We start from the raw sequence: 24,545 nt of genomic DNA, 5'->3' as shown, positions 1-24,545 counted from the left end.
AGTAGGAACCGAGTACACGACTATCCTAAGATAACGACGATTTGCGCAATGTGACTACTGACAGGCTGGTGAAAAACACACTGAGCAGCAAAAGCCATGAGAAGTGAGACGCGCCTTTTTCACTAAAGCCTAAGAAAAATGGATGCAAGACGTCACGGACCGGTGGAAAAATGAGGAGTAGCAAAACGAGAGCACAGAAAAGGTACGTTCCTACTCGGCCGAATCGGTACGAAATGCTTGCGACGAAAAACGATACGGTTAGTAAGGTGAGCATAATTGTTGCGTCTACCCAAATGCTCGTTAGAAAATTAGACTGGGACAGCAGTAATATGGCGAAGGTATCAATCGTAATCGTCAAGGCGAATTGGTTAATGATGAAATGGGTGATCACGTGAACCATTGCATTGATGAACGACATGACGATGGCAAGAATAACGAAAAATGCAAAAGCCACATACGTAAAATGTGTTCTTGATTTTCCCATATGGACAAGAAAGGCAAAGTCCTGCTTCACCATTAAAAATCCTGTAATGGTTACAAAAATATAGCTAGGGAAACTGACATAAAAAATAATGTTCGTTTCTGTTAAAAACAAACTTAAGGCAAAGCTTAATACGATAAATCCGAATAAAATCGACCAGAAAATAAGAAAAGATCGTCCTGTATCGTAGGTTTGTAACCGAAGCTGGGTGAGAGAATGGTACATTTGATAACCCTCCTAATTCTATTTTGTCACTTGAACCATAAAGTCTTGTAACGATAGAGGCTGTTTCTGTATTGACGCTGGAATCGACTGGAGCGTCCCATGTTCATCGAGTACTGTCAATGTCCGTTTTCCCATGAAGCGCTGCTCATCGAGAACCTGTACCCCTTGAAGGAAATCAAAGTCATTCTCTTTGCCTGTCAGTTTAAAGGCATGATTTCGAAGGGAATCAACCTCTTGGTCAACAATCATTTTTCCTTTTCGAATGACGGTAATCCGTTCAAAAACGCTAGCAATTTCATCGATTAAATGGGTGGAAATGATAATGGTCCGTGGATGCTCTGCATAATCTTCGACCAACCGATCGTAAAACAGCTGACGATTAGCCGCATCCATCCCGATATAAGGCTCATCAAAAATCGTCACAGGTGCCCTAGAGCCTAAACCGACCGTAATGCCCAGTGCCGATTCCATCCCTTTTGAAAAAGTTGATATTCGTTTATGACGGGGCAACTCAAAGCGATCGAGTAATTCGTCTACAAGCTGATCGTCCCAATTTGGAAAAAAGCTCGGAATGTTTTTTATCAGCTGGTTGACAGTTAAGCCCTTTAAAAAGTTGCCGTTTTCCTTAATGAAGCAAAGGTGCATCTGTGCTTTTTCGTTATTGAATGGATCTTCTCCATTGAGGCGTATTGAACCTGATGTAGGCAGCAGCTGTCCTGTTAATAGCTTCATAAATGTTGTTTTTCCTGCACCGTTACGCCCAAGCAAGCCGTAGATTTTGTTTTCCTCAAACGTACATGAAATGGAGGAAAGAATCTCTTCTCCTTTGATGGTCATTGAGACATGATCACATGTGATCGTCGCTGTCATCGTTAGCTCCCCCTCTTTTAATCAGGTCTAAAATCATTTCCTCTGACAAATGAAGTGTTTTTGCTTCGTTTAAAAGTGGAACGATAAAATCAGAATAAAAAGTCTCTCGCCGTTGTTCCAACAATTGATCTCGTGCCCCCTTTGCTACGAACATGCCAACCCCTCGCTTTTTAAATAAAATGCCTTGGCCTACTAATAAATGAAAGCCTTTCGCCACCGTAGCAGGGTTGATCTGATGATGCTTAGCAAATTGATTGGTGGATGGGACCTGCTCCCCCTCTTTAATGACGTTGTGAATGATGTCATTCGCAATTGCATCGGCCACTTGTTGAAAGAGAGGACGGCTGTCATCAAACGTATAGTTCATCACAACCTCCTTGGTTCGTTACTTATGTAACTAACCATATAACGTGGCGGTAAAAATGTCAAACATATTTTTGACTATGGTATAATGACGGAAACAATTGGCAGGGAGTGTTTTAATTGGACGAAAAATTAAAAGAGCAATTGGACGGATTGGTGGAGAAATATGCAGAGCTTCTCGTTGGGGATACAAGTGAGGAGATGAAAGAAAAAATTCGTGCCTACGCCATCTATTCTCATATTTCAAAAACGATGCCACCTCTCGCAAAACACTGGAGCAGTCAATACCCTGATGCGAAAGAAGGAATGAAAGCTCTATTCCTCGACATCCAGCAACTAAATAAAAAGCAACGAGAAAATAAACAGTAAACAAAAACCTAGGATTTTCCCTAGGCTTTTGTTTGTATCTTTTTAGTGATACGGAAGCTGATTCATGTAACCGGAAAATTGTTGGTACGCTTCTTGTAATTTTTGCTCAGGAGCTGCTTCTAAGCTGTACCACCCTTTCTTAAACATCAGTTCATACAGTTGACGTTGACAATCTTGTGCTTCTTGACAGGCGGTAAAAATATCTTGGTACAGCTGTTGGTGGCTCGCTTCGTTCATTGCAATGCTGTAAGAAGAAGTGATGTACTTCTCCGTTGCTAGTTGATCATTGATGAAATCCCGATCGGACATTTGCGTGTTCTTCTGAACAGGTGTTTCTGGATTCTGGATTTTTTGCTGCTGATTCATGTAAAAAGCCTCCTTTATTGAACCGTTGCCATGTTTTGCTGGTTTTGTAAGTGGCCAAGAAGCATCGTGTAGTGGCGTTGGTGCATTTGCCCCGCTTGTTCAAGTGCCTGCTTCACTTCAGGATCTTGACACTGCTGGGCGAAGAAATGAGCCTTTTTACAAGCCAATAAATTCCATGACAGCATATCCGTAATGTACAGTTGGTCTTTCACCGTGATCACCTGTGGTGGTTGCGGCATGACACCTTGCTGTTGTCCAGATTGCATGAATGATTGTTGCTGCATGAGTGAGCCTCCTTTTTACAGTAGTGCACCTATTTCCGGTACAATGTTAGTTTTGTAAAACAAGGAGGAAATATGACTGGAAACCGCTTTATACATTGGAAAGTAAAATGGTTCGGCAAAATTTTCAGAAATCCCTTGCGTGAATATGAAAAATTAGGTATAGTGAATATAGAAAATTTGAAATCATTGCAAGAAGCACTTTTTTTTGAACAAAAAATGAATGAGTATTCATTCGTTTGAAGGGGGAAAACAATGGCTCGTCAAATTCGCAAAGTTGCCGTCATTGGATCAGGAGTTATGGGCTCTGGAATTGCTGCTCATCTAGCCAATGTTGGCATCCCATCACTTTTGCTTGATATCGTGCCAAACCAGTTGACGGAGGAAGAACAAAGAAAAGGGCTAACGCTTGAAGATCGAGCGGTTCGCAACCGTTTGGCCACATTAGCTCTGAAAAAATTGCAGAAGCAAAAGCCAGCACCACTTTCACGGAAAAGTCATGTCCATTACATTCAGCCAGGTAACTTGGAAGATGATGTGGAAAAGCTTGCCGAGGTCGATTGGATCATTGAAGTAGTCGTCGAAAATTTAGACGTTAAAAAACAGCTATTTGAAAAGGTAGATCAATACCGGAAGCAAGGAACGCTCGTAAGCTCAAATACATCAGGAATTTCAATCGAAGCAATGGCGAAAGGGCGGTCTGAGGACTTCCAAGCGCACTTTTTAGGGACACACTTTTTCAACCCGCCGAGATACTTAAAGTTATTAGAGATTATTCCAACGAAAAAAACAAAGCCAGAAGTTACAGCATTTATGAAAGCGTTTGCCGAGGACGTGTTAGGTAAAGGGGTCGTCGAAGGGAAGGACACACCTAACTTCATTGCCAACCGAATTGGTACTTACGGCTTGCTTGTAACCGTGCAGAAAATGCTGGAAGGTGGGTATTCTGTAGGTGAAGTAGACTCAGTGACAGGTCCGCTCATCGGTAGACCGAAAAGTGCAACGTTTCGAACGCTAGATGTTGTTGGCCTTGATACCTTTTTACACGTGGCGAAAAATGTTCACGATGTGGTGGACGGTGAAGAAAAAGATGTGTTTGATCCACCAGTCTTTATGAAAAAAATGGCGGAAAACGGCTGGATCGGTAGCAAATCGGGGCAAGGGTTTTTCCTAAAGCAAAAAGGGGAAAACGGCTCAGAAATTTTAGAGATCAACCCAAACACCCTCGAATATGAGAAACGCAAAAAAATGAAAGCGCCTTCGATTGAACAAGCGAAACAGGCAAAATCGTTAAATGAAAAGCTCTCGATTTTGATTCAAGCGAACGATCGAGCAGGACAATTACTTTGGAATTTAATGAAGCCGGTGTTTATTTACTCAGCAGAAAAAGTATACGAAATTGCCGGTGACATTAAGGCCGTAGATGACGCGATGAAATGGGGCTTCGGCTGGGAGCAAGGACCATTTGAAATGTGGGATGCGATCGGCGTAGCCTCCTCTGTCCAGCGGATGGAAGAAGAAGGAGCAACCGTTCCTTCTTGGGTGAAAGAGATGTTAACGAGCGGCCGAGAGCGTTTTTATCAAGACGGTACGTTCTATCACCATGGTGAGGCGAAAGTGATTCCGATAAATGGGAAAATCATTCACTTGAAGGCTCTGAAACCAGAGCGTGTCATTACGAAAAACTCTGGTGCTAGCTTAATTGACCTCGGTGATGATGTGGCCTTGTTAGAATTCCATTCGCCGAACAACTCGATCGGGTTTGATGTCGTCCAAATGATTAATAAAGCAGTCGATGAAGTTGAAGCGAACTACAAAGGGCTCGTCATTGGCAACCAAGGGAAGAACTTTTGTGTTGGTGCGAACTTGATGATGATCCTTATGGAAGCGCAGGATGATAACTTTTTTGAAATCGATATGGTCGTGCGTCAATTCCAGCAAGCCATGGCTAAAATCCGTTATTCACAAAAGCCTGTCGTTTCAGCACCGTTTGCCATGACTCTTGGTGGTGGTACGGAAATCTGCCTTCCGACAGCAAGCATTCAAGCGTCATTAGAGACGTACATGGGGCTTGTAGAAGTTGGAGTCGGGGTTATTCCTGGAGGTGGCGGTAACAAAGAGCTTTATTTACGTCATCTTGAACGGTTGCCTGAAGGGGCGAACATTGACTTGCAAAGTATCGCCAATAAGACCTTTGAAACGATTGCGATGGCGAAGGTTTCGACTTCCGCCCATGAAGCGATGGAAAACGGCTTCTTGAGCGAACGTGACGGTGTTGTCATGAACGGAGATCATTTACTTTATCAAGCGAAACAGCAGGTGATCCATCTTCATGATGCTGGCTATCGTCCACCAGCGCGCAAAAAGATCCCAGTCGTTGGTGAAACTGGGTATGCGACGATGCTCCTTGGTGCAAAGTCCATGAAATTCGGTGGAATGATTTCCGAGCACGATTTAAAAATTGCTGAGAAATTAGCGTTTGTGATCGCGGGCGGACGGGTAGCGAAAGGGACGCTCGTCGATGAACAATATTTGCTTGACCTTGAACGGGAGGCGTTTTTAAGTCTTGTAGGAGAACCGAAATCTCAACAACGCATGCAGCATATGTTAATGAAAGGGAAGCCGCTGCGCAATTAATTTCAGAGGAGGGGAAGACGTTGAGAGAAGCCGTTATCGTCGCTGGTGCGCGAACACCAGTGGGAAAGGCGAAAAAAGGAACGCTCGCCAATGTTCGGCCAGATGATTTAGGAGCGTTAACCGTAAAAGAAACGTTAAAACGAGCTGGTGACTTTGATCCCGCACGAATCGATGATGTCATTATTGGCTGCGCTATGCCAGAAGCAGAGCAAGGCATGAATATGGCACGAAACATTGCAGCCCTCGCTGGAATGCCTCATACTGTTCCGGCAATTACGATCAATCGTTACTGTTCATCAGGGCTGCAAAGTATCGCCTACGGGGCAGAACGAATTATGCTCGGCCAAGGGGAAGCGATTGTCGCCGGTGGAGCCGAATCGATGAGCCTCATTCCGATGGGGGGGCATGTGATCGCCCCGAACCCGACGCTTGTGGAGAACCAGCCTGAATATTACATGGGAATGGGACATACAGCCGAGGAAGTGGCCAGTCGTTTTGGAGTCTCACGAGAAGATCAGGATGCCTTTGCCGTTGAGAGCCATAAGCGAGCGGCAAAAGCGATTGAGGAAGGGAAATTTGCAGACGAAATCGTTCCAGTTGATGTGACGCTTCGTCACGTTGATGACAACCATAAACTTGTAGAAAAACATGTCACGTTCTCCGTCGATGAAGGAGTTAGGCCTGAAACGAACATGGAGACCCTTTCTGCCTTGCGCCCAGCATTCCATGCAAAAGGTACGGTAACGGCTGGAAATGCTTCACAAATGAGTGACGGAGCGGCCGCTGTCTTGCTTATGGATCGAGAGGTTGCTGAACGTGAAGGCTTAACACCACTCGTAAAGTTTCGTTCATTTGCTGTGGCAGGTGTCGCGCCAGAAATTATGGGTGTTGGACCAGTAGAAGCGATTCCGAAGGCTGTTAAAATGGCAGGGCTCGATTTATCGGATATTGGTTTATTTGAATTAAATGAAGCGTTTGCGTCGCAAGCCATTCAAGTGATCCGTGGGTTAAATCTTGATCATGACAAAGTGAATGTCAATGGTGGAGCCATTGCTCTTGGACACCCACTAGGATGTACAGGAACGAAACTAACGCTTTCACTTATTCATGAAATGAAACGTCGCGGCGAACAGTTTGGCGTTGTGACGATGTGTATCGGCGGCGGTATGGGCGCTGCTGGCGTATTTGAATTAATTTAAGAGGAGGGACAAATTTATGGGAAACACTGCAGAACAAACAGTAAAAGGCGGAAGCTTTCTACTCGACGAAATTGACGCAGATAAAGTGTTTACACCAGAAGATTTTACAGAAGAGCATGAGATGATCGGAAAAACGACAGAAGAGTTTGTTGTAAATGAAGTTGTTCCAGTTCTTGATGAAATTGAAAACCACCAATTCGATATCTCTCGGCGTTTGCTGACACAAGCAGGGGAGCTCGGCCTTCTTGGTGCAGATGTACCAGAGGAATACGGTGGTCTCGGGCTAGATAAAATTAGCTCCTCGATTATTACAGAAAAGTTTTCACGAGCGGGTGGTTTCTCCTTAAGCTATGGAGCCCATGTAGGCATTGGGTCATTACCGATCGTATTTTTCGGGAACGAGGATCAGAAGAAAAAATATCTTCCAGACCTTGCAACAGGGGCGCGAATTGCCGCCTACGCTCTCACAGAACCAAGCTCAGGTTCAGATGCTCTTGGTGCAAAAACGACGGCGGTTCTAAATGAAGCTGGGACTCATTATGTGCTGAACGGTGAAAAACAATGGATTACGAACTCTGCCTTCGCTGACGTTTTCATCGTTTATGCGAAAATCGACGGAGAGCATTTTAGCGCCTTTATTGTAGAAAAAGACTTTGAAGGAGTCTCTACAGGACCAGAAGAAAAGAAAATGGGGATTAAAGGATCCTCTACGCGCACGTTAATTTTAGAAGATGCCCTTGTACCGAAAGAAAATCTCCTCGGTGAAGTTGGGAAAGGACATGTGATCGCGTTTAACATTTTAAATGTAGGGCGTTACAAGCTTGGGGTCGGTTGTATTGGCGGCTCTAAGCGTGGAATTGAATTAGCAGCTAAATATGCGAACGAACGAAAGCAGTTTAAACAGCCAATTGCAAAGTTCACTCTTATTCAGGAAAAATTAGCCAATATGGCTGTCACTACTTATGCGGCAGAAAGCTCCATTTACCGCACAGGTGGACTGTTTGAGGATCGCCTTGGCGGACTGTCTGAAGAACAGCAAAAAGATGGTCGTGAAGTCGCCAAAGCGATTGCAGAGTATGCGATTGAGTGCTCCTTAAATAAAGTTGTCGGGTCAGAAGCGCTTGATTTTGTTGCAGATGAAGCGGTGCAAATTCACGGCGGCTATGGATTCATGGCTGAATACGAAGTGGAGCGGATGTATCGTGACTCTCGGATCAACCGTATTTTTGAAGGAACGAATGAAATTAACCGCCTTCTCGTTCCAGGAACCATTTTACGAAAAGCAATGAAAGGCGAGCTTCCTTTCCTTGAAAAGGCAACAGCCTTGCAAGAGGAATTGATGATGCTCATGCCGCAAGAAGTTGGAGATGAACCCCTTGAACAAGAAAAATATCTACTGTCGATGGCGAAGAAAGTTTTCTTAATGATCGCCGGAACAGGAGCGCAAACGTACGGTGAAAAGCTTCAGCAGGAACAAGAACTTCTTGCAAACGTTGCAGATATTGTCAGCGACATTTTCTCGATGGAATCAGTCATTTTGCGTACAGAAAAAGCGATTCGCAGAAACGGCCTAGAAAAGGCAGAGCAAAAACTCGCACTTACGCAAGTCTTTTGCCAAGAAGCATTCAACCGTATCGAAGCCCATGCAAAAGAATCATTGGTTGCCATGCAATCAGGTGATACGTTGCGTACGATGACGTCTATTTTACGTAAGCTTACGCGCCATACACCAATCAATGTGATTGCGAAAAAGCGGGAAATTGCAGGGCGTATTTTAGAAGCTGAGCGTTACGTTGTGTAAACTTGTTTTTCAATTTGGGAGGAGAACTTCTCCTCCCAATAAAATAAATACCTCCTTTCTTATGAAGCATTCTCCTCTCTCGTGTGAAACAGTCCTACTGCGGTAGGGCTGTTTCGCCATTTCAAAACGTAAGCAGAAAAGTTGTGAAAGTGGTGCAAATCGTCAATAATAAAAGGACGTATGGAATGAAAGGAGGGAAGATTTGTGGCATTAACGTTTTACCAATATCCGAAGTGTGGTACATGCCAAAAAGCGAAAAAATGGTTAGATCAGCACGGAATTGAAGTAGATAGCGTACATATTGTAGAACACCCACCGTCAAAAGAGGAATTGAAGCGATTATATGATCAGAGCGACCTTGAGCTAAAAAAATTTTTTAATACGAGTGGAAAGAAATACCGTGAGCTTGGATTAAAGGATAAAGTGAAGGAAGCGTCTGAGGATGAGTTGCTCGAAACCCTTGCATCGGACGGGATGTTGATTAAACGCCCGATTTTAACCGACGGTGATAAAGTGACGGTAGGATTTAAGGAAGCGGAGTACGAAGAAACGTGGAAAAAGTAAGTTTTGCCTTCGGGAAAAAGAAGGTATACTATTGTAAGGGATGAAAGATTTACTAAGGAGGTCACTCAAGGTGTCAAATTTACCAAACGAGTTAAAGTATTCAGAAGAGCATGAGTGGGTAAAAGTTGAGGGAGACAAAGTTCGTATCGGAATTACGGATTTTGCTCAATCAGAGCTAGGTGATATTGTCTTTGTAGAGCTTCCAGAAGTTGGTGATGAAGTGGAAGCGGACGAGCCTTTTGGCAGCGTAGAATCAGTAAAGACAGTCTCTGAACTGTACGCTCCTGTTTCCGGAAAAGTAGTAGAAGTCAACGAAGAGCTTGACGATAACCCTGAGTACGTTAACGAATCTCCATACGAAAAAGCATGGATGATTGTCGTTGAACCATCAGACGCCTCTCAAGTGGAAGAGCTCATGAGCGCTGACGAATACAAGGAAATGATCAGCGAAGAATAAGAGGACGAAAATAAGAAGGGGCTGTCCCATAAGTCAAAATGATTGACTTATGGGCAGCCCTTTTGAATACAAAAAAATCGCCCCGTTCGTTATAATGTAAGTACCCACACAAACAAAATAAGAAAACGGAGGCGATTCTTTTGAGTAACTCTATAGCTACTTTCATTCATTATAACATGGACCAATTAGTCCTTCCAATGGATTTTAGCGATCTCATCCCCGAAGACCATGTGGCGCGTGTGGTGAATGACATGGTGGAAATGGTGGATGAAGATCTCTTCTACGCCCCATATAAAGGTGGCGGCCGGAGTGCCTACCACCCAAAGATGATGACGAAAATCATTTTGTATGCCTACACGCAAAAATTATATTCGTGTCGCGACATTGCCAAGTCCCTGCGTGAACATCTTCCGATGATGTGGTTGGCCGCTCGTCAAACACCAGATTTCCGCACCATTAATCGTTTTCGCTCGGAACGAATGAAAGACATCATTGAGCCATTGTTTACGTCCCTCATTCAGTTACTGCTCGACCAAAACTACATCACCATGGACAACTACTTTCTCGATGGAACCAAAATCGAGGCGAATGCCAATCGATATACGTTTGTTTGGAAAAAGTCCGTCCAGAAGTATAAGGAGCGGCTACAGGACAAGCTCGAAGAATTATTCGCCCACATTGAAGAGACGATTGATTCCGATAACCAGCAGGTAGAGAATGATCAAGGGGAAAACAAGCGTGTGACTTCTGAACAGTTACGTGAAGCTGTCACTCAAGTGGAAAAACAGGCGAATCAAGCGGAACAAGCCCTTCATGACGAACAAGATCCGGTTCTGAAAAAAGAGAAAAAAGCGGAAGCTCGTCACTGGCGCCAATTACATAAGAAGTTAAACACAGACTATCTGCCACGCTTAGAAAGATACGAAGATCAATTAGCGACATTCGGTGATCGAAATAGTTTCTCCAAAACCGATCGAGATGCCACATTTATGCGTATGAAGGAAGATCATATGAAAAACGGTCAACTGAAACCCGGATATAATGTACAGGCAGGGACCGAAAATCAATTCATTGTCGGTTATTCCATTCATCAACGCCCAACAGATACTCGTTGTTTGATTCCACACCTTCGTATGCTTGAAGAACGCCAACTCCCCTTTCCAAAGAAGCTAATCGCAGACGCTGGTTATGGAAGTGAGCCCAACTATTTATATATCGCTGAAAACGAATGGGATGCCCTCATCCCTTATCATACGATGAGAAAAGAAGAAAGCCGGGTCTATCGGAACGACCCATGGAAGGTACAGAACTGGACGTATTTGGAACATGATGATACCTATATATGCCCAAATAACCGGAGAGTGACTTTTCGATACTACCGCAAACGAACGGATGCCTACGGATACGAACGAGACTTCAAAATATATGAATGTGAAGACTGTACCGGGTGTCCATTCAAGACGGATTGTACAAAAGCGAAAGGCAATCGCCAGATTCACTATAATCCGGTATATGAAGAAGGAAAATCAAAAATGAAACGAGCCCTTGATACGGAAGAAGGCGCAAAGACCTATCGAAAACGGAAAACAGAGGTCGAAAGCGTGTTCGGTCATATCAAGGGCAATCGGTCGTTCCGTCGTTTTCACCTTCGTGGCCTTGACAAGGTGAACATTGAGTTTGGGCTGATCGCAATCGCCCACAACTTCCTGAAACAGGCGAAGACCATCCGCCTGTTTCAGGAAGAGATAAACCGATCATCGGAGACAAAAAGCCTGAAGCGACTTATAAATGTCACTTCAGGCTTTTCTTTTTAAGGGCTTTTGAGACAGCCCCTTTTGGCCATTATTTGCATAGCATTGGCTTTCGGCCTTCTGTCTACACTATGAATACCTCTTAGACAAAAGGAGGAGAGGGCCCGGATGGATCAGATGAAAGTCGATGTGACAAGCAAGGTTCATGGGAAGTTGGAGAACGGTCATCTCAACCTATATATCGATCGTGCGAAAATTGGTCGTATTATTGAGACGAATGCTGGATTGCAATATGAAATGGCAGAAGGCTTTGATTTTCGCGATGATAAAGTGTTTCAATATGAAAACCCAGCACCAAATCAAGTGAAGTCTTATGTTGAGGGATGTGACCAGGGCTGGTGCTAAAAAGCTGTAACCCAAGCGAGAACAAGCTCGTTTGGGTTTCTTTAGTGGGGCAAAAAATTCATAGCCCTATTCGCTTCCTATTTCATGAAATTTCTACTAAACTATTTAGGGGTACGAAATTCTTTTGATGAGGAGAAGTGAGATGAGTCGTTTTATTCGTGAGTGGCACCAACAATGTAAAGGGTTTAATCGCAATGTACGCCACTTTTTTGTCTCCTCCCTTTTGTCTAACATCGGTTTAGGGATCTTCATGGTCATTTACAATTATTATATTCGGGAATTAGGATACGATGAACAAGTCAATGGACGCGTGATTGCAATGCAAGCAATGGCCACCGCGATTGCGCTACTACCTGCTGGTTTCATTAGCGATCAAAAAGGGCGAAAAAAGATGATCTTTATTGGTGCCTTGTTGACTGCGATTAGCTTACTGCTGCGTTCAATTTTTGCCGGTGAATCCCTCTTGCTGATGACCGCTTTTATGACAGGTTTTTTTCTCGCGTTTATTCAAGTGTCAGCCATTCCCCTTTTAGCGGAAAACTCATCGGAGAAAGAGCGAGTCCATTTGTTTAGCTTCAACTTTGCTTTAATTATGATCGCTAACGTCATTGGTAATTTACTAGGTGGGATACTGACAGATGCCTGGAATGTATTATGGGGAGTTTCGATGCTTAGTAGTGTTCGTCTGACATTGCTGATTGGTACCGCATGTTTTTTTGCCGCTTTATGGCCAGTGCTGCAAATAGAAGAGCGCTCTAAACAAGCAAATGCTCATCATGAGGACACTTCGCTTATTCAACAAATGAAACAACACCGCTCAAGCCTTAAACTGATCGGCTTATTTGCGATTGCCAATGTGTTAATTGGCTTTGGTTCAGGCCTCGTTATCCCCTATTTAAATTTATATTTTACCGATCGATTCGACATGAGCACGTCCCTAGTTGGCATTGTCCTCTCCATGGGTCAGGCGATGACTGCTATTGCTCTCATGGTCGGGCCGATGGTTGCCCATAAGTATGGCGAAGTACGAGCTGTTGTTTACTTGCAGCTCGCCTCTTTACCCTTTTTGCTCGTGGCCGCTTTTACGATGAACCCTTGGCTGGCCGTCCTAGCCTTTCTTTTCAGGCAAGCATTAATGAATGCTGGTAATCCGATTCAAATGGCGCTGATGATGAGAAGCGTGCATCCGGCGATGAAAGGATTGGCGAATTCAGTTGGACAAATGGTGTTCCAGCTCGGGTGGGCTGTCATGGGTCCTGTTTCTGCTGGAATCGTTGTCGTTTATGGGCCCTATACAGGGTATGCGATCGCCTTTTCAATGACGGCTATCTTATATTTGATCGGATCTGCCTACTTCTTTCTTGTGTTTCAAAGAGTGAATTAAACGAAAATTTAAACTATTTTACTATTGTTGACAAGGACTTTTTACCGTGATATTATTCTGACAATGAACATGCGAATAGTGTAAGAAAATCTCTTACGAATAGTAAGAAAACTCTTATCATGAGAGGTGGAGGGACTGGCCCGATGAAGCCCAGCAACCGCCAAGCAGCAAATCGCTTGGAAAAGGTGCTAATTCCTGCAAAGCGATGCTTTGAGAGATGAGAGAAGGGAAGACGTAAAACATTCCTTTCTGCTCATGGCGGAAAGGTTTTTTTGTTCTATTATGCAGTTTGATTCACGGAATTGTACTTTCTTACGATAATGATTTGCGTGCTCCTTGAGACGAAATTTGCGAGAGTGAGAGTTTTTGCTCTCGTACTGACTTTCGTTAAATTGGTAACGCGTAGACGAACTGATATATTTTTAGAAAAGAGGGCTTAACATGATATCGCTAGACGGCATAAGAAAAGTCTTTAAAGCGAAAACGGGATCGGTTACCGCTGTCGATGGCGTAAATTTAAAAATAAATGAAGGGGAAATCTTCGGTGTCATTGGCTATAGTGGTGCCGGTAAGAGTACCTTGATTCGAATGCTCAACATGTTAGAGCGTCCAACAGAAGGAAGCGTCATTGTGGCGGGGAAGGATCTTTCGAAGCTTTCCGATCGGGACCTTCGGATCGAACGGCAAAAAATCGGGATGATTTTTCAGCATTTTAACCTGCTATGGTCACGAACGGTCAGAAAAAACATTGCATTTCCACTTGAGATTGCAGGGGTTCCGAAAAAGGAGCGAGAAAAGCGAGTCGATGAGCTGATCAATCTTGTCGGTTTGGAAGGTCGAGAAGAGGCGTATCCGTCACAATTAAGTGGCGGACAAAAGCAACGTGTCGGAATTGCGCGAGCGCTTGCCAATAACCCGAAGGTGCTGTTGTGTGACGAAGCAACTTCTGCCCTTGATCCAAAAACGACGGATTCGATCCTCGATCTCCTGGTGGACATTAACGAAAAGCTCGGTCTTACGATTGTGTTAATTACACATGAAATGCATGTCATTCGAAAGATTTGCCATCGGGTCGCCGTCATGGAAGCGGGAAAAGTGGTTGAGGAAGGTCCAGTCCTCGATGTTTTCCGTAAACCGAAGGAGCATATAACAAAAGAGTTTGTAAAACAAGTAACAGAGCCGGAAGAGACGGTTCAGCATTTGCTCAATGAGGTGAAATCAGGACGCATCGTCCAACTAACCTTTGTCGGGGAGTCGGCTGAAAAGCCCCTCATTACAAATCTCATTCGCACCTTTGCAGTCGACGTCAACATTTTGCAAGGGAAAATTTCAAAAACACAAGAAGGTTCGTATGGAACGTTGTTTATCCACCTCGATGGACCGAAGGACGAAATTGAAAAGGCGATTACCTATATGCATGAGCAGCAACTAGAATTGGAGGTGATTGCCGGTGCTTGAGAATTTTAAGTGGGACGCTTTATGGGAAGCGACGAAGGAAACGATTTACATGACGTCCGTATCTGTTGTGGCGACCTTTGTCATCGGAATCATTCTCGGTTTAATTCTGTTTTTAACGAGCAAAGGAAACATGTGGCAAAATGTTGCCATTCATACGGTGTTCAGTGCGATAGTTAACATTTTTCGCTCCATCCCGTTCATTATTTTAATTGTTCTTTTAATTCCATTTACCCGAGCGCTGTTCGGTTCCATGTTAGGAGCCAATGCGGCGTTACCTGCGTTAATTATCGGTGCTGCTCCCTTTTACGCCCGGATGGTCGAAATTGCCTTGCGTGAGATCGATAAAGGGGTGATTGAAGCGGCACAGGCGATGGGGGCCGGCCATTTTCGAATTATTTGCCGTGTCCTTATTCCTGAATCATTCCCAGCGCTTATTTCAGGAATAACCGTAACGGCGATCGCTCTTGTGAGCTATACAGCGATGGCCGGTGTCATTGGTGCCGGTGGATTAGGACACTTTGCCTTTCTTGAAGGGTTTCAACGAAACAACCCTGAGATTACATTGGTGGCAACAATCACGATCCTTTTTCTCGTTTTTATCATCCAATGGATCGGCGATTTTTTCACAAATATAACAGACAAACGATAAGGGGGATTTTTTCAAATGAAAAAGTTTTTAAGCATTATTGGCGCGGCGACGCTTTCGTTATCACTTGTTGCTTGCGGTGGAACTAGTGAAGAGGACACGCAAGGGACTGAAGAAGCAGAAGGAGAAGCATCAGTGGATGAGCCTGTAACGATTAAAATCGGGGCTTCTGCTGTTCCGCATACTGAAGTGCTTGAATTTGCGGCACCTCTACTTGAAGAACGGGGGATTACGCTCGAAATTGAAACATTTACTGATTACATTTTACCTAATACAGCGTTAAGAGATGGAGATATTGATGTGAACTATTTCCAAACGCCAGGGTATTTGGCTCAGCAAATTGAAGAATATGACTATGATTTCGTAAGCCTAGGTGAAGTTCATGCCGAACCGATTGGAATTTATTCAAAAGAGTATAGCAGCCTTGAAGAGCTTCCAGAAGGAGCAGAGATTATTTTCAGTGACTCGATTAGCGACCATGGAAGAATCCTTCCGATCTTTGAACGAGCTGGACTGATTGAGCTTGACGTAGAAGAAGGGGAGCTTGCGACAATTGATGATATCTCTTCCAACCCGAAAAATCTCGTATTTGGCTCACAGCAAGTAGAGGCACGTTTCCTTGCGCCATCTTTTGAAAATGGTGAAGGAGATGCTGTGGCGATCAATACGAACTATGCATTAGAGGGTGGCGTCGACATCGAGCAATATGGAATTGCTTTTGAGTCAGAAGATGTCTTACAGCCAAACTTAATTGTTGTTCGTGCAGAGGATCAAGATCGCCCTGAGTTCCAAGTACTTGTTGAAGTTCTTCAATCTGAAGAAGTTCGTCAGTTTATCGAAGAGCAGTACAATGGCGCGGTCATTCCGATGGGGTAATCGATAAGGACCAGTGATGATAATCGCTGGTCTTTTCTTTGTAAATGAAGAAAGGGAGGCGTAGCTGTCTGGTGCATGGCCTCAAAAGCGAGGCAACTTTCCGAAAGGCAGTAATAAGTCATCACCTTTTTTTGTAGTACACCGTGATTTATTTATCTCTGTTACTTCTCAAGCAGGGGTTTTTCTTACGTTATGGGAGGCGCTCAGTTCGATTCAGGAATATTCGAAAACTGGGAAAAATTATGTCAGAAAAGAATGAAAATATTTGAAGGAACTTACAATAAAGCGTCGAAATTGTAACAATATCGAAAGGGCAGAATTTTTTCGTGCGATTAGTGGGAGTGTTATCATCATGAACCGTCCATTTTTTAAAAGCTGGCTGCAAAGAAAGACAAAGCCAAAAGAAAAAAAGAAATCATATCAAGAGCGTCTGAGTGAGATCGGAAATGATTATAAGGATGGAAATGAGAATTATCATGCAGCTATCGGAAAAATGGCGGCATTTTTTGCTCATGAAATAAGAAATCCTCTAACCTCGATTATCGGTTTTACTCAATACCTTGAGCAAAATGAAACGATTCGCTCTGATCCCACGATTGCCCAATATACGTCTATCATTAAAGATGAAGCTATTCGTATGGAGGCGCTCATTCAAGAGTTATTAACGTTCGCCAAAGCCCATCTTGACGAGGAAAACTTGTCATTGATTGATGTTAAGCGTAGCATTGAAAAGGTTATTCTCATTCAGAAAATGAAGCAAGACAAGAAAGAGATCCGGTTTCGCACAGATTTGGCAGAAGGCTTATATATTTCAGGTAATGTAACCCGCTTTGAGCAAGTACTTATTAATCTTATTAAAAACGCTGTTGAAGCAATAGAGGAAGAAGGAACCATTTCCATCAAGCTTTCCAATGATCAGGACGCAGTGATTCTTGTCATTCATGACGATGGACCAGGAATTGCTGAGGATCAATTAGAGAACATTTTTTATCCTTTTTTTACGACGAAGGATGAGGGAACAGGCTTAGGATTGCCCATATGCAAAACCATTATAGAAGCCATGGAGGGAACGCTTGAGATCAAGAACCATCCAAAAAGAGGTGTGGTTGTCACATTAACCATTCCAAAAGGGAAAAACATGATGATTTAAATCTTTCAGAATGATAGGGGAGAATCACGTATGTATCACATTTTAACCTTCCTAATATCCATTTTGGAATGGAGCGCCCTCTTATCGTTTCCCGTTCTATTATTTGGTTATACGTTCCGCCGCTATCGTTTATCAATTGTAGCGATTGGTACGTTATTAAGTCTTTTATCGATTTTTGTGTTACGAATGGTCCCCCATTTGCACTTGCCGATTGTGATTTTCATTCAAATGACCGTTTTGTATATCCTTGTCAGATGGTTATTTCGATTTAATTCATTAGAGTCGTTAGTCGTGACGAGCAGTGGATATGGGTTTTATATCTTTACCCAATTAATCATTGTCGAAGCGATTACCGCCATGTCCTCTTACAGTTATTGGGACGTCTTGCTGTCTTATACCGATGTAACGTTGCTGATTCAAAGCGGTACGTTCCTCCTTGTAACAACAGCCTCTTACGGCATTTACCGAGGGAGCTATCAGCTAAACGAATTTCGCGGACATATTGAAGGAGATTTGCTTTCGACGAAGGAAAAACGCGTTATATTTGTAAGTGCGTTTATGATGTTTCTGTTCATTTGCTTCGCATCTTATGTGATGACGACAAGTGCAGTGTTAAACAAACATTTATTTGTTCTCTTCATTATCGTATTGCTTTTCCTTGTATTATCTACGTACTACGTTCTTCACTCCACCTTTCAAGCAAAGCGGATGATGGAGGCAAAGAAATTTTATCTAGATCAAGAGCAGCAACTATCAAGTATTGTCGAAACGATTCAAAATGAATACAGCATCCATTCCAATGCGATTTTAAAGCTTTGTGAAAAAGAGTCGGCGCCACTAATTCGTGAGTATGTAGAAAAGAAAGTCGCGATAAAAAAACTACCTAGTTTTAGTGTGAAAGATGAGAGCTATCATTTGTTCAAATCTGAAGATGAAGTGATGTATGCCTTTCTCATCAATAAGAAAAAGCTATCACGGTTATTAGGTGTCGAGTTTAAAGTGTCAGCGACTCTTGAGCACGTTCGCCCAACGTCTTTGTGGCAAATTCGTTATTTAAGTCGGATATTGGACGAGGTGTTCGTTGCATTGTACCGAACAGGTATGTCCGAGTTGTTTGTTAGGCTGCAGATTAACATGACAGATAGTACGTTAGAGTATCGCATATCGAGCAACCTAGAGCTTTCAGAGCAAGATGTGACAACACTTAAGATTGTCGATGATCTTATGTACTTTCAGCAAAATAACGCGAAAGTTGATTCACAAATTCGCCCGCTAGAATGTAGCATCCGCTTTATAAGAAAATAGGGGGGGTTTGATGCTTGAACGTCTTGCTTTAACGTTGGCACATCAAGTGAAGGCATTGAATGTAGAAGAAACAGAATCGGTTGAAGTTCTAACGTTCGGATTCACGATCATTCTCCACTATCTCTTTACTTTATTGCTCGTCTTAGCGGTTGGCCTTCTCCACGGAGAGATTTGGCTGTTTCTCCAAATCGCACTGTCCTTCACGTTCATGAGGGTGTTGACGGGAGGTGCTCACCTTGATCATTCTATTGGCTGTACTTTGCTGTCCGTTCTGTTCATCACGGCAATTTCCTGGGTTCCGTTTGCAAATCATGCTTGGATTCTTTATGGAATTAGCGGGGGACTGTTGATTTGGAAATACGCTCCATACTATGAGGCTCATCAAGTAGTACATACAGAGCATTGGGAGCGGCAGAAGAAACGGATAGCTTACATCCTCATCGTTCTTTTTATCATTCTTGCAATGTTTATGTCGGCTCAAGGCCTCGTTCTCGGGGTTCTATTACAAGGGGTGCTCCTTACGCCTATTGGCCTAAAGGTCACGAGGCAGCTCAATCGGTTCATCTTGAAAGGAGGTGAAACGAATGAAGAGAACAGCTAAAGTCATTTCAAAAGCGACTCTTGGAATCTCAAAAGCGTTTGTCAATGCGTCTAGCCCGCTCATATATGCGCCAAAGATTCCTAATAGCTTAAAGAAACAAAAATAATGTAAAGAAAAGACGATCGAACGCCCATTTCGGTCGTCTTTTCCTATGCTGTTCCCATCATTTCTTTCACCTTTTTTCACGATAAAGGTTTTTTTCTTGTTTTGCAAGGATGCTTTTGAATCATTATTCGAATGAATTATGTAGTTCGATCTCATACTAAAGACGTTGAAAAGCAAAGGAGGTTGTACGATGGATCAACAACAAATGAACCCGATGGAAATGGCACTAATGGATTATAAAGAAGGGCTTGGCACCTTTCAACAGAAGATGCCGGAGATTGCAGAAAAGTACAATGCGTTTACTGAAGCTTGCTTCGCAAAAGGGGAGCTTTCGCAAAAACAGAAACAGTTGATCGCCCTAGGTGTTAGCGTTTTTGCCCAAGATGAATATTGCATCATTTATCATACAAAAGGATGCATGGACCAAGATTGCTCAGAAGAAGAGATTCTGGAAGCGATTGGAGTGACTGCTGCTTTTGGTGGAGGGGCCGCCATGAGCCAGGCCGTCACGCTCGTTCAAGAAGCCATGAATGAGTTCGGACAAAATAATGGAGAACAAGGTCAACAAGATCAACAAGACAGTCAAAACGGTCAAAACCAAAAGCAAGGTCAAAACCAAAATATGAAGCATTAATGGGTCGGATCGCGTAATTGTAAGCGTAAATCATCTGACATTGCGTAGCCCCTTATGATTAGAAGGAATCGCGTGAGACTCTCGGTGACTAGCATTGGTTCCCTTCGTTTTGTATGTTACGCTATTCGTGAAACGAAAACGAAGGAAGGATGATTTCTATCCATTTATCTAAGCTCAATGTAACAACTGAGATGGAGAAGGCGATGCACCAATCTCATGGCATGAGCTATGCTGAATACAGTCAGGATTTAGAGAAGCGGATCGATGTGGAAAAAGAAAGAGAGAGGGAATATAAACAAGCATTTCGGTTGACTGGGGTTGTGAGACGGTCAGCATAAAAATCATAACGAGCAGAGAGGCAGTATTTTAGCTTCTCTGTTTTTTTCTTCTATAGATAATTAATACGGGTCATTTTCCCGAAAGTCGAAAAGTTTTCCAACAATTTTATTTAATATTTATCGTTTCATCGTTCATTCACCTTGGAATCGTAATTCAACTAAGTTAGAATAGGATATAGCAAACGAGGGGAGGTTTATTTTCAGGGAAGTTTACGATCGATTCATTGTCACTTTAGTCAGACTAGATGAAAATTACATATAGGGGATGGGGGTCATGAAGTGAAGAAATTTGTTGGAGCTCGCTTTCTAGACAGCCTCTTTTCTTTGTGAAAGATTAAACGAGTTGTCTTGAAGTTTAATTGGATATATTATAAGATTGTAATGAGAATAAATTGAGAATGATTTTTTAGGCGAGAGCCCCTATCTGTGTGCTCAGCTTCGCCGTTAACAAATATTTATTGGAGGTTATGTTCATGTCAGCACCTAGTTTAAAAATCGAAAATCTTCATGTTACGATTGAAGGAAAAGAAATTTTAAAGGATTTTAGCCTTGAAGTAAATGGTGGCGAAATTCATGCCATCATGGGGCCAAACGGAACAGGTAAATCAACCCTCGCTTCGGCGATTATGGGACACCCTAAATATGAAATCACAAGCGGAAGCGTCACGCTAAACGGCGAAGACGTGCTTGAAATGGAAGTGGACGAGCGTGCGAAAGCAGGTATGTTCTTAGCCATGCAGTACCCAAGTGAAATTAGCGGGGTGACAAACTCAGACTTTTTACGTTCTGCCATTAATGCACAGCGTGAAGAAGGCGATGAAATTTCATTAATGAAGTTTATTCGTCAGCTTGATGAAAAGATGGATCTACTTGATATGGACGAATCATTTGCTCATCGTTACTTAAACGAAGGATTCTCTGGCGGTGAAAAGAAACGTAATGAAATTCTTCAACTCATGATGCTTGAGCCGAAAATTGCGATTCTTGACGAAATCGACTCTGGTCTTGATATCGATGCATTGAAAGTCGTTTCTCAAGGTGTTAACGCCATGCGTGGATCTGAATTTGGCTGTCTCATCATTACCCACTATCAGCGTCTCTTGAACTACATCACTCCAGACAAAGTTCACGTCATGATGCAAGGACGAATCGTAAAATCAGGTGGCCCTGAACTTGCGCAACGTCTTGAAGCAGAAGGTTATGACTGGATTAAGGAAGAGCTTGGAATTGAAGATGAGCGTGTAAGTGAAGGTCAAGAAGCGTAAGCAATCCGTTTTTAGTAAACAGAATCAACGAAAAAGGGTGGGTTAGTATGTCAGTCGAGACGAAATTAACGATCGATAAAGAGTATGTCCAATCGTTTTCAGATGCACGTAATGAACCACAATGGTTCAAGGACATTCGCCTAAAAGGGTTTGAGCTTGTAGAAACACTCGAGCTGCCAAAACCAGATAAAACGAAAATTACTTCGTGGAACTTCACGAATTTTGATCACAAACTTCCAGAAGTGAGCCCAGTTGCTTCCATTGATGAGCTTCGCGATGAAGTTAAGGGACTAATCGGAGAAGCGTCCGATACGCAAAATCTTCTCGTTCAACGCGATGCGACCGTTGTTTATAGCAAACTAGATGAAGCATTGAAGGCAAAGGGTGTCATCTTTACTGATCTTCTTACAGCAGTTAAAGAGCACGGAGACCTGGTGGAGAAATATTACATGAAAGATGCGGTAAAAGTTGATGAAAATCGCCTAACCGCTCTTCATGCAGCCCTTGTCAACGGTGGAACGTTCATCTATGTTCCTCGCAATGTGGAAATTGAAGTGCCGTTGCAATCTGTATTCTGGTTTGATACGGAGAAAGCAGGACTGTTCAACCATGTGATCATCGTGGCGGAAGACAATAGCTCCATCACTTATGTGGAAAACTACGCATCATTCGGATCGGAAGAAGCAGTAGCTAACATTGTGGTTGAAGTATTCGCCGGTGCGAACGCCAAAGTCTCATTTGGCGCTGTTGACAATTTAGCAGCGGGAGTAACAACGTACGTGGTACGTCGTGCTCATGTCGGTCGCGATAGCCGTGTGGAATGGGCGTTAGGGCAAATGAACGATGGAAACACCGTGTCTGAAAACACAACTCACTTGCTTGGCGACAACTCTTGGGCTGATACGAAAACGGTCTCTGTCGGCCGCGGCGAACAAAAGCAAAACTTCACTACGCAAATTTTCCACCATGGTAAGCATTCAGAAGGCTATATCTTAAAGCATGGTGTTATGCGTGAAGCAGCGACGTCCATTTTTAACGGGATTTCTAAAATCGAGCATGGGGCAACAAAGTCTCACGGAGAGCAAACAGAGCGTGTGCTCATGCTCAGCGAAAAAGCTCGTGGCGATGCCAACCCGATTTTGCTCATCGATGAAGATGACGTTACGGCCGGTCACGCAGCTTCAGTCGGAAAAATCGATCCTATTCAAATGTTCTATTTAATGAGTCGAGGCATTTCACGTGCTGAAGCCGAACGCCTTGTCATTCATGGCTTCCTAGCACCGGTCGTTGGTCAGCTTCCGATTGAATCGGTAAAAGAACGACTAGTGGAAGCGATCGAAAGGAAAGTTAAATAATGAATGCTCATGAGATTAAAAAGCTGTTTCCCGTTCTCGATCAAGAAGTGAATGGAAGTCCCCTTGTTTATTTGGACAGTGCAGCTACGTCTCAAAAGCCGATCGCTGTCATCGAAGCATTAGATGATTATTATCGGCGTTACAACTCCAATGTTCATCGCGGCGTCCATACGTTAGGGACGCTGGCGACGGACGGGTATGAAGGTGCAAGAGAAAAGATCCGTCGTTTCATTCACGCCTCGTCTACAGAGGAGATCATTTTTACGCGGGGAACGACGACGGCGATTAACCTTGTAGCTGCAAGCTATGGCCGTGCGAACTTAGGAGAGGGCGACGAAATCGTCATTACCCCGATGGAACACCATAGCAACATTATCCCTTGGCAGCAAGTAGCAAAGGCAACGGGGGCGACTTTAACCTATCTTCCACTCCAAAAAGATGGTACCATTAAGATAGAGGACGTTGAAAAAACGATCTCTGAAAAAACAAAAATAGTCGCGATTATGCATGTTTCCAACGTATTAGGAACCATCAATCCGGTGAAGGAAATTGCGGAAATCGCCCATCGTCACGGTGCAATCATGCTCGTCGATGGTGCGCAAAGTGCCCCTCACATGAAAATAGATGTCCAGGAGTTGGGGTGTGATTTCTTCGCATTCTCAGGCCATAAGATGGCAGGTCCGACAGGGATCGGTGTTCTCTACGGAAAGAAAGCTCTATTGGAGAAGATGGAGCCGGTGGAATTTGGTGGTGAAATGATTGATTTCGTTGGCCTTTATGATTCCACATGGAAGGAGCTTCCGTGGAAGTTTGAAGGAGGAACTCCGATTATTGCTGGTGCCATCGGTCTTGGAGCGGCGATTGACTTCCTTGAAGACATCGGCTTGGATGAAATCGAAAAGCATGAGCACGAGCTCGCTCAATATGCGCTTGACCGTCTTTCAGAGCTTGAAGGTATGACGGTATATGGCCCACAAAAACGAGCAGGACTCGTCACGTTCAACATTGAAGACGTCCATCCGCATGATGTGGCTACGGTGTTAGATGCAGATGGAATCGCGGTACGCGCAGGTCACCATTGCGCCCAACCGTTAATGAAATGGTTGGATGTAACAGCAACGGCGCGGGCTAGCTTCTATTTATACAATACGAAGGAAGACATCGATGCATTAGCAAAAGGGCTAGAAAAAACAAAGGAGTACTTCGGTCATGTCTTTTAGTAACCTTGATACACTTTATCGACAAGTGATCATGGATCATTATAAAAACCCGCGGAACCGTGGAACGATTGAAGATGACACGTTAAGTGTAAACATGAATAATCCCACATGTGGTGACCGCATTCAGTTGCAGATGAAGCTTCAAGATGGCAAAGTGGTCGAAGCTAAGTTCATTGGTGAAGGGTGCTCCATTAGCTTAGCCTCCGCGTCGATGATGACGCAGGCGGTCAAAGGTTTAAAGGTTGACGAAGCTTTAGCATTATCGGATATTTTTTCGGATATGATGTTAGGGAACGATTATGATGATAAACGGTTTGATTTAGGAGACATTGAGGCCCTTCAAGGCGTAACTAAGTTTCCAGCGCGGATTAAATGCGCCACGCTTGCTTGGAAGGCGCTCGAGAAAGGTCTAAACGAAGGACAGGAATAGTGGTCCTTG

Annotated in this window: 27 protein-coding genes and 1 riboswitch; of the genes, 22 read left to right on the top strand and 5 right to left on the bottom strand. The window is 43.5% G+C overall.

Annotated features, from left to right (window positions below; genetic code table 11):
- Nucleotides 1–25: 25 nt before the first annotated feature.
- Genes FED51_RS21220 through FED51_RS17775 form a run of 3 tightly spaced genes read right to left on the bottom strand, consistent with a single transcriptional unit; the run spans nt 26 to nt 1,943 of the window.
- Nucleotides 26–706 carry an LTA synthase family protein gene (locus tag FED51_RS21220; protein WP_053430320.1) on the bottom strand — a complete coding sequence of 227 codons (681 nt, stop codon included), beginning with the start codon at nt 704–706 and terminating at the stop codon, nt 26–28.
- Between the two features lie 18 nt (nt 707–724).
- Nucleotides 725–1,576: an ABC transporter ATP-binding protein gene (locus FED51_RS17780; RefSeq protein WP_053430321.1), complete on the bottom strand. Its 852-nt coding sequence runs from the start codon at nt 1,574–1,576 to the stop codon at nt 725–727.
- The gene (locus FED51_RS17775) at nt 1,554–1,943 is read right to left on the bottom strand and encodes a GntR family transcriptional regulator (RefSeq protein WP_053430322.1); all 390 of its coding nucleotides are present in this window, start codon (nt 1,941–1,943) and stop codon (nt 1,554–1,556) included. Before FED51_RS17775 ends, FED51_RS17780 begins: the two co-directional genes overlap by 23 nt.
- A 116-nt stretch (nt 1,944–2,059) precedes the next feature.
- Between FED51_RS17775 and FED51_RS17770 the strand changes: the two genes are divergently transcribed.
- Nucleotides 2,060–2,308 (top strand): YusU family protein, encoded by a 249-nt coding sequence (locus FED51_RS17770; RefSeq protein ID WP_010899623.1) that lies wholly within the window; start codon nt 2,060–2,062, stop codon nt 2,306–2,308.
- 42 nt (nt 2,309–2,350) lie between these two features.
- Here the strand turns inward: FED51_RS17770 and FED51_RS17765 are convergent, their stop codons facing one another.
- Entirely contained in the window at nt 2,351–2,674 is a 324-nt protein-coding gene (locus FED51_RS17765; RefSeq protein ID WP_010899622.1) for a spore coat protein, read from the bottom strand.
- A 14-nt stretch (nt 2,675–2,688) separates the two neighbouring features.
- Nucleotides 2,689–2,958 carry a hypothetical protein gene (locus FED51_RS17760; protein ID WP_010899621.1) on the bottom strand — a complete coding sequence of 90 codons (270 nt, stop codon included), beginning with the start codon at nt 2,956–2,958 and terminating at the stop codon, nt 2,689–2,691.
- 252 nt (nt 2,959–3,210) lie between these two features.
- Here FED51_RS17760 and FED51_RS17755 point away from each other — a divergent pair, with 252 nt between their 5' ends.
- The 21 genes from FED51_RS17755 to sufU all read left to right on the top strand — a co-directional run bounded on the left by FED51_RS17755 (nt 3,211) and on the right by sufU (nt 24,536).
- Nucleotides 3,211–5,592 carry a 3-hydroxyacyl-CoA dehydrogenase/enoyl-CoA hydratase family protein gene (locus FED51_RS17755; RefSeq protein WP_053430323.1) on the top strand — a complete coding sequence of 794 codons (2,382 nt, stop codon included), beginning with the start codon at nt 3,211–3,213 and terminating at the stop codon, nt 5,590–5,592.
- A 20-nt stretch (nt 5,593–5,612) separates the two neighbouring features.
- Nucleotides 5,613–6,791, top strand: coding sequence for an acetyl-CoA C-acetyltransferase (locus tag FED51_RS17750; protein WP_053430324.1), 1,179 nt, complete (start codon nt 5,613–5,615; stop codon nt 6,789–6,791).
- A gap of 16 nt (nt 6,792–6,807) precedes the next feature.
- Entirely contained in the window at nt 6,808–8,592 is a 1,785-nt protein-coding gene (locus FED51_RS17745) for an acyl-CoA dehydrogenase FadE (protein WP_010899618.1), read from the top strand.
- A 204-nt stretch (nt 8,593–8,796) separates the two neighbouring features.
- A complete protein-coding gene (locus FED51_RS17740; protein ID WP_053430325.1) occupies nt 8,797–9,156 on the top strand; it encodes an arsenate reductase family protein in 360 nt (119 codons plus the stop codon).
- Nucleotides 9,157–9,226: 70 nt separating this feature from the next.
- Nucleotides 9,227–9,613: a glycine cleavage system protein GcvH gene (gene gcvH / locus FED51_RS17735; protein WP_010899616.1), complete on the top strand. Its 387-nt coding sequence runs from the start codon at nt 9,227–9,229 to the stop codon at nt 9,611–9,613.
- A gap of 176 nt (nt 9,614–9,789) precedes the next feature.
- Nucleotides 9,790–11,427, top strand: coding sequence for an IS1182 family transposase (locus FED51_RS17730; RefSeq protein ID WP_138091084.1), 1,638 nt, complete (start codon nt 9,790–9,792; stop codon nt 11,425–11,427).
- Between the two features lie 105 nt (nt 11,428–11,532).
- Entirely contained in the window at nt 11,533–11,769 is a 237-nt protein-coding gene (locus FED51_RS17725) for a YusG family protein (RefSeq protein ID WP_053430326.1), read from the top strand.
- A 142-nt stretch (nt 11,770–11,911) separates the two neighbouring features.
- Nucleotides 11,912–13,153 carry an MFS transporter gene (locus FED51_RS17720; protein ID WP_053430327.1) on the top strand — a complete coding sequence of 414 codons (1,242 nt, stop codon included), beginning with the start codon at nt 11,912–11,914 and terminating at the stop codon, nt 13,151–13,153.
- Between the two features lie 111 nt (nt 13,154–13,264).
- Nucleotides 13,265–13,377: riboswitch (SAM riboswitch) on the top strand.
- A 217-nt stretch (nt 13,378–13,594) separates the two neighbouring features.
- Nucleotides 13,595–14,611, top strand: coding sequence for a methionine ABC transporter ATP-binding protein (locus tag FED51_RS17715; RefSeq protein ID WP_053430328.1), 1,017 nt, complete (start codon nt 13,595–13,597; stop codon nt 14,609–14,611).
- A 49-nt stretch (nt 14,612–14,660) separates the two neighbouring features.
- On the top strand, nt 14,661–15,260 hold the full coding sequence (locus tag FED51_RS17710; RefSeq protein WP_083445608.1) for a methionine ABC transporter permease: 600 nt from the start codon (nt 14,661–14,663) through the stop codon (nt 15,258–15,260).
- Between the two features lie 15 nt (nt 15,261–15,275).
- A complete protein-coding gene (locus tag FED51_RS17705; RefSeq protein ID WP_053430329.1) occupies nt 15,276–16,133 on the top strand; it encodes a MetQ/NlpA family ABC transporter substrate-binding protein in 858 nt (285 codons plus the stop codon).
- A gap of 352 nt (nt 16,134–16,485) precedes the next feature.
- Nucleotides 16,486–17,283 carry a sensor histidine kinase gene (locus FED51_RS17700; RefSeq protein WP_053430330.1) on the top strand — a complete coding sequence of 266 codons (798 nt, stop codon included), beginning with the start codon at nt 16,486–16,488 and terminating at the stop codon, nt 17,281–17,283.
- Between the two features lie 30 nt (nt 17,284–17,313).
- On the top strand, nt 17,314–18,588 hold the full coding sequence (locus FED51_RS17695) for a hypothetical protein (protein WP_138090784.1): 1,275 nt from the start codon (nt 17,314–17,316) through the stop codon (nt 18,586–18,588).
- Nucleotides 18,589–18,598: 10 nt separating this feature from the next.
- On the top strand, nt 18,599–19,189 hold the full coding sequence (locus tag FED51_RS17690; RefSeq protein ID WP_138090782.1) for an accessory gene regulator AgrB: 591 nt from the start codon (nt 18,599–18,601) through the stop codon (nt 19,187–19,189).
- Nucleotides 19,173–19,295, top strand: coding sequence for an AgrD family cyclic lactone autoinducer peptide (locus tag FED51_RS17685; RefSeq protein WP_134229885.1), 123 nt, complete (start codon nt 19,173–19,175; stop codon nt 19,293–19,295). The genes FED51_RS17690 and FED51_RS17685 overlap by 17 nt, the downstream gene beginning before the upstream one ends.
- 189 nt (nt 19,296–19,484) lie before the next feature.
- On the top strand, nt 19,485–19,928 hold the full coding sequence (locus FED51_RS17680) for a carboxymuconolactone decarboxylase family protein (RefSeq protein WP_053430331.1): 444 nt from the start codon (nt 19,485–19,487) through the stop codon (nt 19,926–19,928).
- 203 nt (nt 19,929–20,131) lie between these two features.
- Nucleotides 20,132–20,266: a YuzK family famiily protein gene (locus FED51_RS17675; protein WP_321542944.1), complete on the top strand. Its 135-nt coding sequence runs from the start codon at nt 20,132–20,134 to the stop codon at nt 20,264–20,266.
- 473 nt (nt 20,267–20,739) lie between these two features.
- The gene (sufC, locus tag FED51_RS17670) at nt 20,740–21,531 is read left to right on the top strand and encodes a Fe-S cluster assembly ATPase SufC (protein ID WP_010899604.1); all 792 of its coding nucleotides are present in this window, start codon (nt 20,740–20,742) and stop codon (nt 21,529–21,531) included.
- Between the two features lie 47 nt (nt 21,532–21,578).
- Nucleotides 21,579–22,886, top strand: a complete 1,308-nt coding sequence (gene sufD, locus FED51_RS17665) for a Fe-S cluster assembly protein SufD (RefSeq protein WP_010899603.1) — start codon at nt 21,579–21,581, stop codon at nt 22,884–22,886.
- A complete protein-coding gene (locus FED51_RS17660) occupies nt 22,886–24,106 on the top strand; it encodes a cysteine desulfurase (RefSeq protein ID WP_053430333.1) in 1,221 nt (406 codons plus the stop codon). Before sufD ends, FED51_RS17660 begins: the two co-directional genes overlap by 1 nt.
- Nucleotides 24,096–24,536: a Fe-S cluster assembly sulfur transfer protein SufU gene (gene sufU / locus FED51_RS17655; RefSeq protein ID WP_010899601.1), complete on the top strand. Its 441-nt coding sequence runs from the start codon at nt 24,096–24,098 to the stop codon at nt 24,534–24,536. Before FED51_RS17660 ends, sufU begins: the two co-directional genes overlap by 11 nt.
- Nucleotides 24,537–24,545 lie beyond the last annotated feature (9 nt).

The organism is Halalkalibacterium halodurans, assembly GCF_005671335.1.
Classification (GTDB): Bacteria; Bacillota; Bacilli; order Bacillales; family Bacillaceae_D; genus Halalkalibacterium; species Halalkalibacterium halodurans.
Note: the sequence above shows the minus strand (reverse complement) of the source record. Positions and strands in the feature narration are given on the sequence as shown.